Origin of the sequence: Frigoribacterium sp. CFBP9030, assembly GCF_034045195.1 — a bacterium.
In the GTDB taxonomy this organism is placed as follows: domain Bacteria; phylum Actinomycetota; class Actinomycetes; order Actinomycetales; family Microbacteriaceae; genus Frigoribacterium.
This window is the reverse complement of record NZ_JAXCWG010000001.1, coordinates 487,935-498,347: the sequence shown is the minus strand read 5'-3', so window position 1 is coordinate 498,347 and position 10,413 is coordinate 487,935. Positions and strand designations below refer to the sequence as shown.

Sequence of the window (10,413 nt, the reverse complement as noted above, 5' to 3'; positions counted from 1 at the left end):
GACAATCCGCCACACGTCCAAACCTCCACGCATCCCGGGCGTGTCGCCGCCGAAAACCCCGGAAACATCACGATCCCGCCCCAGAACGCCGCACACGGCCGCGCAGAGGCGACCGTGATCAGCGACAGACCCCTCCCTCGGGCCCGTTCAGGGGGCTCGGGCGGAGAACACGAGAGGCCCGCATCCCCTGGAAGGGATGCGGGCCTCTGTCCGTGGGGCGATGCGGTCAGCTGCGGACGCTCACACCCGCGAGCGTCTTCTTGCCGCGACGCAGGATGGCTCGTCGACCGACGAGCAGCGTCTCGCCCACCAGGGCGTCGCCATCCGTGACCCGCTCGTTGTTCAGGTAGACACCGCCCTCCGTCGCAGCCCGTCGGGCTGCACCCAGTGATGAGACCAGACCGGTCTCGACGAGAGCGCGCGCCACTGTCGTGTCGGCGTCCACCTCCGCGGACGGCAGCTCGGCCATCGCGCTGACAAGGGTCGACTCGTCGAGGGCGCCGAGGTCGCCGTTGCCGAACAAGGCGGCCGCCGCGTCGATGGCCGACTGCGCGGCGGATTCGCCGTGGACCAGCCGGGTGACCTCCCATGCCAGGGTGCGCTGCGCCTCCCTGGTGAACGGACGCTCGGCGACGACCGTCTCGAGCCGTTCGATCTCGGCCCGGTCGAGGAACGTGAAGACCTTGAGTCGGGACACCACGTCGGAGTCGTCGGTGTTGAGCCAGAACTGGTACATCGCGTAGGGGCTGGTGAGCTCGGGGTCGAGCCACACGGCGTTGCCTTCGCTCTTGCCGAACTTCGTGCCGTCGCTGTTGGTGATCAACGGCGTGCCGATGGCGTGCACCGCGACGCCCTCGGTGCGACGGATCAGCTCGGTGCCGCTGGTCAGGTTGCCCCACTGGTCGCTGCCGCCGGTCTGCAGCACGCAGTCGTACTCGCGGTACAGCTCGCGGAAGTCCAGCCCCTGCAGGATCTGGTAGCTGAACTCGGTGTAGCTGATGCCGGCGTCGCTGTTCAGACGGGCGCTCACCGCATCCTTCTTCAGCATCGTGTTCACCCGGAAGTTCTTGCCGATGTCGCGGAGGAACTCGATGGCGCTGAGCGGCGCCGTCCAGTCGAGGTTGTTGACCACGCGCAGGCCGTTGTCACCGGAGGCTTCGAGGAACTTCACCACGTGGGCGCGGATGGACTCGACCCACTCGGCCGTCTGCTCGGGTGTCTTCAGCACGCGCTCGGCCGTCGGTCGCGGGTCGCCGATCAGACCGGTCGAGCCGCCGACCAGACCCAGCGGTCGGTGACCGGCCAGCTGGAGGCGGCGCATGGTCAGGAGCTGCACGAGGTTCCCGAGGTGGAGACTCGGCGCGGTCGGATCGAAACCGCAGTAGAACGTGATCGGCGGGCCGGCGAGCAGGGTCTTGAGGGAGTCGGCGTCGGTCGAGACGTGCACGAGGCCCCGCCAGACGAGCTCGCTCCACACGTCGTCGAACGTCGGGTCGTTTCGCTGGCCGGCCAGGACGTCTGCCGTCGATTCACTGGTCACCCGAGAACGGTACCAGCGTCAGCCCCGCCGACCGGTGCGCCTGGCGGCCGATCGGTAGACGGACACCGTCGGATCCCCCGCGATCCAGAACCGCCAGGGGCGGCTCTCGTGCCCGCCCTCCCCCGCGACCCCGACACGCGGCCCGGTCTCGACGACGGGCGACGGACTGGATGGGAGCTCGAGCGACAGCCGGCCTCCGCCGAGGCGGGTGCCGTCGTCGGCGAGGTCGACTCCGAGAGCCGACCCGAACCTCCCCGGCCCCCTCGCGAGATCGACCGCGCCGCGCGACGTCGTCCGTCTCGACCGGGCCGTGTCGACGCCCTCCACGACCTCCCCCGACCGCAGGAGGAGACCCGATGCCTCGCCGACCGGGCCGCAGACGAGGTTGACGCAGCGGTGGATCCCGTACGACAGGTACACGTAGACCGTGCCGGCCGGACCGAACATGCTCGAGTTCCGAGCCGTCCTCCCCCGGTGGGCGTGCGAACCCGGGTCGTCGCCGACCCCCAGGTAGGCCTCGACCTCGGTCAGCCGGACGGCCACGTCGCCGAGGCGGACGACGGCCCCGAGGAGGCGCGGCGCCACCTCGAGGGCCGCCCCCGACAGCAGACGGGTCGCGTCGTCCGCCGGGGTCGACTCCATGGGCCTAGAAGAAGTCCTGACCCGTCGTCACCACGATGACGACGACGGCGACGAGGACCACCACGCTGACCGCGACCACGACGGGCAGCAACCAGGCCCGCCCTCGTCGCGGCTCGGACGGGCGTCGATCGCTCACGACGCCCTCGGGTCGAGATCGCGGGCCAGCCCGGCGACTCGCGCGGTGAGTGCCTCGAGCTGCTCGGCGACGCGCTCGGGTGCCGTGCCTCCGGTGCCGCGACGACTCGCGATGGAGCCCTCGACGGTCAGCACCGGGCGGATCTCGGGGGTGAGATGCGGGGACACCGACGCGTACTGCTCGTCGGTCGGCTCGTCCAGCTCGAGCCCGTGCTGCTCGCAGAAGCGCACCAGCTCGCCGCTGATCTCGTGGGCGTCACGGAAGGCCACGCCCTGACGGACCAGCCATTCGGCCACGTCGGTGGCGAGCGAGAAGCCCTGCGGCGCCAGCTCGGCCATCCGCTGCTCGTCGAACTGCAGCGTCGCGACCAGACCGGTGAACGCGGGGAGCAGCACCTCGAGCTGGGTGACCGAGTCGAAGACCGGCTCTTTGTCCTCTTGCAGATCGCGGTTGTACGCGAGAGGCAGGCCCTTCAGCGTCGCGAGGAGACCCGTCAGGTTGCCGATCAGACGACCCGACTTGCCGCGCGCGAGCTCGGCGATGTCCGGATTCTTCTTCTGCGGCATGATCGACGATCCGGTCGAGAACGCGTCGTGCAGTCGGACGAAGCCGAACTCGCGCGTCGACCAGAGGATGATCTCCTCCGACAACCGAGACAGGTCGATGCCGATCGACGCGGCGACGAAGGCGAACTCGGCGACGACGTCACGACTGGCGGTCGCGTCGATCGAGTTCTCGGTCGTGCGGTCGAAGCCGAGATCGCGGGCGACCTGATCAGGGTCGAGACCGAGCGAGCTGCCGGCCAGGGCGCCGGCCCCGTAGGGCGACGCCGAAGCACGGTGCGACCAGTCGCGGAGACGCTCGAGATCGCGCACGAGAGGCCACGCGTGGGCCAGGAGGTGATGCGCGAGCAGGACGGGCTGCGCGTGCTGCAGATGCGTGCGCCCGGGCATGACCGCCGTGGGGTGGGCCGACGCCTGAGCTGCGATGGCGTCGACCAGGTCGACGACGAGTCGCGAGATGGTGGCGGCATGGTCGCGCAGGTACAACCGCACGAGAGTGGCGATCTGGTCGTTGCGGCTCCGACCGGCCCGCAGACGGCCGCCGAGCTCGACCCCGGCGATGCCGATGAGACCGCGTTCGAGGGCCGAGTGGACGTCTTCGTCGGAGTCCGCGGCGACGAACGTCTGATCGGCGACGTCGGACTCGAGCCGGTCGAGCGCGTCGAGCATGGCGGTCAGCTCGTCGTCACCCAGGTAGCCCGCGGAGGCCAGGGCGCGAGCGTGGGCCCGTGACCCGGCGATGTCGTAGGGCGCCAGCTGCCAGTCGAACTGCGTCGACCTGCTCAGCGCCGCGAGCTCGGCGGAGGGCCCGGAGGCGAAGCGGCCGCCCCAGAGGGTGCCCGCCTCGCCTGCGCGCTGGTTCGGCGTCGTCTCGTCGGCCACTACTGCTGGGCCAGGTCGCGGCGGGCCGAGATCTTGCTGGGCAGCGACCAGATCTCGATGAAGCCCTTCGAGAGCGACTGGTCGAACGTGTCGCCGGTGTCGTAGGTGGCGAGGTCGAAGTCGTAGAGGCTCGAATCGCTCTTCTGACCGGTGACGACGGCACGACCGCCCTGCAGCTTGAGACGGATGTCGCCCGACACGTACTTCTGCGTGTCGTCGATGAAGACGTCGAGCGAGCGCTTCAGGCCGGAGAACCACAGACCGTCGTAGACGAGGTTCGACCACTCGGCCTCGACGCCGCGCTTGTAGCGGCCGAGATCGCGCTCGATAGTGAGGGCCTCGAGGGCCTCGTGCGCCTGGATGAGCGCGACGGCCCCCGGAGCCTCGTAGACCTCACGGCTCTTGATGCCGACCAGGCGGTCCTCCACGACGTCGATGCGGCCGACGCCGTGGGCCCCGGCGAGCTCGTTCATCTTCTCGACGATGCCGAGCGGCGTGTACGCGACGCCGTCGATGGCGACCGGGATGCCGGCCTCGAAGGTCACGACGACCTCGTCGGCGGGCTTGATGACCGACGGATCTTGCGTGTACTCGTACAGGTCTTCGATCGGCGGGTTCCACGGGTCTTCGAGGAACCCGGTCTCGACCGCGCGTCCCCAGACGTTCTTGTCGATCGAGTAGGGGTTCGCGGCGCTCTGACGGATCGGCAGGTTGTGCTGCTCGGCGTAGACGATCGCCTTGTCGCGGGTCAGCGCGAGGTCGCGGACGGGCGCGATGCTCGTCAGGTCGGGTGCGAGGGCGGCGACCGCAGCCTCGAAGCGCACCTGGTCGTTGCCCTTTCCGGTGCAGCCGTGGGCGACGCTGTCCGCGCCGAGCTCCTTCGCGACGCGCGCCAGGTGGCGGGCGATCAGCGGACGGCTGAGGGCGCTCACCAGCGGGTAGGTCTTCTGGTACATGGCGTTCGCCTTGAGGGCGGGCATCAGGTAGTCGCGCCCGAACTCCTCCTTGGCGTCGACGACGACCGACTCGACGGCGCCGCAGTCGAGGGCGCGCTGACGGATGTCGTTCATGTCCTCACCGCCCTGTCCGACGTCGACGGCCAGAGCCACCACCTCCTTGCCGGTGGCGTCGGCGAGCCAGCCGATGCCGACCGAGGTGTCGAGGCCTCCTGAGTATGCGAGGACGACGCGTTCCGTCATGGTTCTCCTTGGTTCGTATGAGGGGTGCGGGGCCGGTGGCCCGGACTGTGCCGGGCCACCGGATGTTCGGGGTGCGGTCGCAGGGCGACCGCGACTGCTCGGAGCCTGTGCGTCAGTGCTCGAGCAGCCAGGTGAGCAGTGCCTTCTGGGCGTGGACGCGGTTCTCCGCTTCGTCCCAGATGACGCTGGTCGGGCCGTCGATGACCTCCGTCTCGACCTCGTAGCCGCGGTCGGCGGGGAGGCAGTGCAGGAAGATCGCGTCGTCGTCGGCCTCGGCCATCAGGGCCCGATCGACCTTGAAGCCGCCGAAGACGGCGACCCGCGCCTCCTTCTCGTCCTCCTTGCCCATCGACACCCAGGTGTCGGTGACGACGACGTCGGCCCCGGCGACCGCCGCGTGCACGTCGGAGGTGACCTGCACGGACCCGCCGGTGGCGGCGGCGATGCGCTCGGCGTCACGGACGACGGCCTCGTCGGGCTGGAAGCCCTCGGGGGCCCCGATCCGCACGTGCATGCCCGCCGTCGCGCCGGCCAGGAGGTAGGACTGGCCCATGTTGCAGCGGCCGTCGCCCACGAAGGCGACCGTCAGACCGGCCAGCGTGCCCTTCTTCTCGCGGATCGTCTGCAGATCGGCGAGCAGCTGGCAGGGGTGGAAGTCGTCGCTCAGCGCGTTGACGACGGGGACGGTCGCCCCCTCCGCCATCTCCTCCAGACCGGACTGCGCGTAGGTGCGCCAGACGATCGCGGAGACCATCCGCTCGAGCACACGGGCGGTGTCGGACGGGGTCTCTTTACCGCCGAGCTGACTGTTGGCCGTCGCGATGATCAGCGGGCTCCCGCCGAGGTCGGCGATGCCCACCGCGAACGAGACCCGGGTGCGGGTCGACGACTTGTCGAAGATGACGGCGACCGTCTGCGGGCCCTCGAGGGGGCGACGCGACCACCGGTCGGCTTTGAGCTCGTCGGCGAGGTCGAGGACCTCGAGCAGCTCGCTCGGGCTGAGGTCGTCGTCGCGGAGGAAGTGGCGGGTCATGCGAGACCTTTCAGGACGGGGGCGAAGAGGGCGATGAACTCGTCGATCTCGGCGTCGCCCACGATGAGAGGCGGCGCGAGTCGGATGCTCGAGTCGTTCGGAGCGTTGATGATGAGGCCGGCGTCGAGCGCGGCCGCGGCGAGCTCGGCCGCGACGGGCTGCGTCAGGCCGATGCCCACGAGCAGACCGCGCCCCCGGATCTCGCCGATGAGCGGCGAGTCGAGTGCCGCCAGCGCGGCCCGGAGGCGCTCGCCCTGGACGACCGCGTTGACGATGAGACCAGAGTCTTCGATCTCGCGGAGGACGGCGTTGGCGGCCGCGGTGGCGAGCGGGTTGCCGCCGAACGTCGTGCCGTGCTGCCCGGCCTCGAAGAGCGCCGAGGCCTCGCCGAAGGTGACGAGGGCACCGATGGGCACGCCGCCGGCGATCCCCTTGGCGACTGTGATCGCGTCGGGGACGACGTCGAACTGCTGGAAGGCGAACCAGGAGCCCGTCCGACCGACACCCGTCTGGATCTCGTCGAGGACGAGCAGGGCGCCGTGGCGAGTCGACAGCTCACGGGCCTTCTCGAGGAACCCCTCGGGCAGGTCGAGGACACCCGCCTCGCCCTTGATCGGCTCGACGAACAGGGCGGCCACGTGATCGTCGAACGCCGCCTCGAGCGCCTCGACGGTGCTGTCGATGTGCTCGACACCGCCGACCATCGGCTCGAAGGGCTCGCGGAGCGCCGGCTTGCCGGTCAGCGCCAACGACCCCATCGTGCGACCGTGGAACGAGTTCTGCAGCGCGAGGATGCGCGTCTTCGAGCCGTCACCGCGATTGAGACGGGCCAGCTTGAAGGCCGCCTCGTTGGCCTCGGCGCCGCTGTTGCCGAAGAACACACGACCGGCGTCGCCGGCGCCCGTGATCCGCTTGAGGCGCTCGGCCAGCTCGAGCTGCGGCTCGGTCGCGAAGTAGTTCGACACGTGGATGATCGACGCGGCCTGGGTCGACAGGGCCTCGATCAGGGCCGGATGCGCGTGACCGAGCGCGTTGACGGCGATGCCGGCCAGGAAGTCGAGATAGCGCTTGCCCTCGACGTCGAACACCGAGCAGCCCTCGCCGTGCGACAGCATCACCTTCGGGGTGGACAGCGAGCCCATCAACGAGTCGCCGAATCGGCGCTGCCAGGTACCGCCTTGGGTCTGGATCATGGTCACGACTGTCCTTTCTTCTCGGTGCCGTCGTCGACGGCGGGGGTGTTCGAGGAGGTGACGACGGGCGCGCCGTACGACGCCGCCCGGTCGTCGGGGATGACCTCGGTGCCCGACCCGCGCTGGGTGAAGACCTCGAGGAGGATGGAGTGGGGGATGCGCCCGTCGATGATGGTCGCTCCCCCGACGCCGCCGACGACCGACTCGAGGCACGCCGTCATCTTCGGGATCATGCCCGACTCGAGCGACGGCAGCAGATTGGTGAGCGCCGAGACGGTGATCGCGGCCACGAGCGACTCGCGATTCGGCCAGTCGCTGTAGAGCCCCGGCACGTCGGTCAGCATGACGAGCTTCGTCGCGCCGAGCGCGATGGCGAGGGCGCCCGCCGCCGCGTCGGCGTTGACGTTGAGCGCCGAGTCGGGGTGGGCCTCGTTCGTCGCGATCGACGACACGACCGGGATGCGACCCGCCGCGATCTCGTCGAGCACCGCCCGCGGGTCGACCTCGGTGATGTCGCCGACGTGACCGAGGTCGAACGTCTGGCCGTCGATGACGACACCGCGGCGCCGCCCCTCGAAGAGCGTGCTGTCTTCGCCGGACACCCCGCGGGCGAGGTCGCCGTGCTCGTTGATCAGGTCGACGATCTCTCGGTTGACCTCGCCGGCGAGGACGTCGCGTACGACCGAGATCGCCTCGGTGCTCGTGTACCGGTAGCCCCCGCGGAACTCGCTCGGGATGCCGGCCGCCGCCAGCGCGGCCGAGATCTGCGGCCCCCCTCCGTGCACGACAACCGGGAAGAGCCCCGCGTAGCGGAGGTAGACCATGTCCTCGGCGAAGGCCCGCTTGAGGGCGTCGTCGACCATGGCGTTGCCGCCGAACTTGACGACGACCACCGTGCCGGAGAAGCGCTTGAGCCAGGGCAGCGACTCGATCAGGGTGGCGGCCTTGACGGCCGCGAGCTCCTGCTCGTCGCTGTGCACCACGTCGGAGACGGCCATCAGCTGGAGTACGCGCTGTTCTCGTGCACGTAGTCGTGCGTGAGGTCGTTCGTGAGGATCGTCGCCTCGTGGCCGCCCGACCGGAGGTCGACGAGCACGTGGACGGCGCGCGCCGTCAGGTCGACGGCGTCGCTCGGTCGATCGGGCGCCCCCGCGTGGCAGACGCGGACGCCGTTCATGGAGACGTCGACGTCGTAGGGATCGAACTCGGCCGAGGTCGTCCCGATCGCCGCAAGGACGCGGCCCCAGTTCGGATCGTTGCCGAAGACCGCGGCCTTGAAGAGGTTGTTGCGGGCGATCGAGCGCCCGACCTCGACGGCGTCGTCGTCGCTCGCGGCCCCGACGATCTCGATGCGGATGTCGTGCGAGGCGCCCTCGGCGTCGGCCTGCAGCTGCTCGGCGAGGTCGGCGCAGAGCTCCGTCACCGCAGCCCGGAACTCCTCTGCATCGGGGACGACGCCCGACTCGCCGCTGGCGAGGAGCAACACGGTGTCGTTGGTCGACATGCAGCCGTCGGAGTCGAGCCGGTCGAAGGTGACCCGCGTCGCCGAGCGGAGCGCGTCGTCCAACCCGCCGTGGTCGACGTCGGCGTCGGTCGTGAGGACGACGAGCATGGTCGCCAGACCCGGTGCCAGCATGCCGGCCCCCTTCGCCATGCCACCGACCACCCAGCCGTCACCAGCCACCACGGCCTGCTTCGGCTTCGTGTCGGTCGTCATGATCGCCGTCGCCGCGTCGAGGCCGCCGTCGGCCGTCAGCGCCGACGCCGCGGCGATCGAGCCGGAGAGGACCTTGTCGCGGAAGACCTGATCGCCGACGCCGATGAGACCCGTCGAGCACACCACGACGTCGCCGGCCGACACGCCGAGCGCCTCCGCGACCGTCTCGGCGGTGGCGTGCGTCGTCTGGAAGCCGAACGGACCCGTGAAGCAGTTCGCGCCTCCTGAATTCAGCACGACGGCCTCGGCGACGCCGTCGCCGACCACCTGCTGCGACCAGAGCACGGGGTGGGCCTTGGCCCGGTTGCTGGTGAAGACCGCCGCCGCGCTCTTGCGGCGCCCGCGGTTGACGACGAGGGCGACATCGGGTCGACCGCTCGTCTTGAGGCCCGCCGTGACACCGGCGGCGACGAATCCCTGGGCTGCGGTGACGCTCACGGTGCCACTCCGTTCACGGTGAGGCCCGCGGTCTCGGGGAGACCGAGGGCGATGTTGGCGGACTGCACCGCGGCGCCCGCGGTGCCCTTCGCCAGGTTGTCGATGGCGCTGACCACGACCAGCCGGTCGGCGTCGACGTCGACCGCGAGTCCGATGAGGGCGGTGTTGGCGCCGACGGTGTCGGCCGTGCGCGGGAACTCGCCCGCGGGCAGGAGGTGCACGAACGGCTCGTCGGCGTAGGCGATCTCGTACGCGGCGCGCACGTCGCTCTCGCTCACGCCGGGAGCCAGCGTGGCCGTCGAGGTCGCCAGGATGCCCCGCGACATCGGCACGAGGACGGGGGTGAACGAGATGCTCACCTCGGTGGCGCCGGCGACGCGGAGGTTCTGCTGGATCTCGGGCACATGGCGGTGGGTGCCGCCCACCCCGTAGGCCGACGCCGAACCGAGGATCTCGCCGGCGAGGAGGTGCGGCTTCAGAGCCTTGCCCGCGCCCGAGGGCGCGACGGCGAGCACGGAGACGATGTCGGTGCTCTCGACGAGACCGGCACGGACCGCCGGAGCGAGAGCCAGGGTGATCGCGGTCACGTTGCAGCCGGGCGCCGCGATGCGACGCTCGCCGACGAGCGCCTCGCGCTGCCGCGTGCCGTCGGCGTGGACGAGCTCGGGGAGACCGTAGGCCCACGCCCCGTAGAACTCGGTGCCGTAGAACCGGGCCCAGTCGGCCTCGTCGGTGAGGCGATGGTCGGCACCGCAGTCGATGACGAGCGTCTCGGCGGGCAACTCGGCCGTGATGGCCCCGGACTTGCCGTGAGGCAGGGCGAGGAACACGACGTCGTGACCGGCGAGGTTCTCGGCCGTCGTCTCGACGAGGGTCAGGTGCGCGAGCGAGCGCAGCTGGGGTTGCAGCGCGATGAGCGGCTGCCCGGCGTTCTGGAACGCCGTGACGGTGCGCACCTCGAAGTCGGGATGCGCGGCGAGGAGCCGGAGCAGCTCGCCGCCGGCGTAGCCGCTGGCGCCGGCGACGGCAACGGAATGAGGCATGGGTCCACCCTAATGTTCGATTCGGTC

General features: G+C 70.4%; 10 protein-coding genes. All 10 read right to left on the bottom strand.

Annotated features, from left to right (window positions below; all coding sequences use genetic code 11):
• Positions 1–226: 226 nt before the first annotated feature.
• The 10 genes from tyrS to argC all read right to left on the bottom strand — a co-directional run bounded on the left by tyrS (position 227) and on the right by argC (position 10,386).
• On the bottom strand, positions 227–1,540 hold the full coding sequence (gene tyrS / locus SOM13_RS02310; protein WP_320478783.1) for a tyrosine--tRNA ligase: 1,314 nt from the start codon (positions 1,538–1,540) through the stop codon (positions 227–229).
• Positions 1,541–1,558: 18 nt separating this feature from the next.
• The gene (locus tag SOM13_RS02305; RefSeq protein ID WP_320478782.1) at positions 1,559–2,182 is read right to left on the bottom strand and encodes a DNA-3-methyladenine glycosylase; all 624 of its coding nucleotides are present in this window, start codon (positions 2,180–2,182) and stop codon (positions 1,559–1,561) included.
• Positions 2,183–2,186: 4 nt separating this feature from the next.
• Positions 2,187–2,318, bottom strand: a complete 132-nt coding sequence (locus tag SOM13_RS02300; protein ID WP_320478047.1) for a hypothetical protein — start codon at positions 2,316–2,318, stop codon at positions 2,187–2,189.
• Positions 2,315–3,763 carry an argininosuccinate lyase gene (gene argH / locus SOM13_RS02295; RefSeq protein WP_320478781.1) on the bottom strand — a complete coding sequence of 483 codons (1,449 nt, stop codon included), beginning with the start codon at positions 3,761–3,763 and terminating at the stop codon, positions 2,315–2,317. The genes SOM13_RS02300 and argH overlap by 4 nt, the downstream gene beginning before the upstream one ends.
• Positions 3,763–4,962 carry an argininosuccinate synthase gene (locus SOM13_RS02290; RefSeq protein WP_192060163.1) on the bottom strand — a complete coding sequence of 400 codons (1,200 nt, stop codon included), beginning with the start codon at positions 4,960–4,962 and terminating at the stop codon, positions 3,763–3,765. Before SOM13_RS02290 ends, argH begins: the two co-directional genes overlap by 1 nt.
• 112 nt (positions 4,963–5,074) lie before the next feature.
• Positions 5,075–5,995 carry an ornithine carbamoyltransferase gene (gene argF, locus SOM13_RS02285; protein WP_320478780.1) on the bottom strand — a complete coding sequence of 307 codons (921 nt, stop codon included), beginning with the start codon at positions 5,993–5,995 and terminating at the stop codon, positions 5,075–5,077.
• Positions 5,992–7,188, bottom strand: coding sequence for an acetylornithine transaminase (locus tag SOM13_RS02280; protein WP_320478779.1), 1,197 nt, complete (start codon positions 7,186–7,188; stop codon positions 5,992–5,994). Before SOM13_RS02280 ends, argF begins: the two co-directional genes overlap by 4 nt.
• 2 nt (positions 7,189–7,190) lie before the next feature.
• The gene (gene argB / locus SOM13_RS02275) at positions 7,191–8,186 is read right to left on the bottom strand and encodes an acetylglutamate kinase (protein WP_320478778.1); all 996 of its coding nucleotides are present in this window, start codon (positions 8,184–8,186) and stop codon (positions 7,191–7,193) included.
• Positions 8,186–9,343 carry a bifunctional glutamate N-acetyltransferase/amino-acid acetyltransferase ArgJ gene (argJ, locus tag SOM13_RS02270; RefSeq protein WP_320478777.1) on the bottom strand — a complete coding sequence of 386 codons (1,158 nt, stop codon included), beginning with the start codon at positions 9,341–9,343 and terminating at the stop codon, positions 8,186–8,188. The genes argB and argJ overlap by 1 nt, the downstream gene beginning before the upstream one ends.
• Positions 9,340–10,386: an N-acetyl-gamma-glutamyl-phosphate reductase gene (gene argC, locus SOM13_RS02265; RefSeq protein WP_192060158.1), complete on the bottom strand. Its 1,047-nt coding sequence runs from the start codon at positions 10,384–10,386 to the stop codon at positions 9,340–9,342. The genes argJ and argC overlap by 4 nt, the downstream gene beginning before the upstream one ends.
• Positions 10,387–10,413 lie beyond the last annotated feature (27 nt).

Coding starts and splice junctions, on each gene's coding strand:
- SOM13_RS02305 (WP_320478782.1), bottom strand. CDS start 2,182: ATGGAGTCGACCCCGGCGGACGACGCGACCCGTCTGCTGTCGGGGGCG.
- SOM13_RS02290 (WP_192060163.1), bottom strand. CDS start 4,962: ATGACGGAACGCGTCGTCCTCGCATACTCAGGAGGCCTCGACACCTCG.
- argF (WP_320478780.1), bottom strand. CDS start 5,995: ATGACCCGCCACTTCCTCCGCGACGACGACCTCAGCCCGAGCGAGCTG.
- SOM13_RS02280 (WP_320478779.1), bottom strand. CDS start 7,188: ATGATCCAGACCCAAGGCGGTACCTGGCAGCGCCGATTCGGCGACTCG.
- argB (WP_320478778.1), bottom strand. CDS start 8,186: ATGGCCGTCTCCGACGTGGTGCACAGCGACGAGCAGGAGCTCGCGGCC.
- argC (WP_192060158.1), bottom strand. CDS start 10,386: ATGCCTCATTCCGTTGCCGTCGCCGGCGCCAGCGGCTACGCCGGCGGC.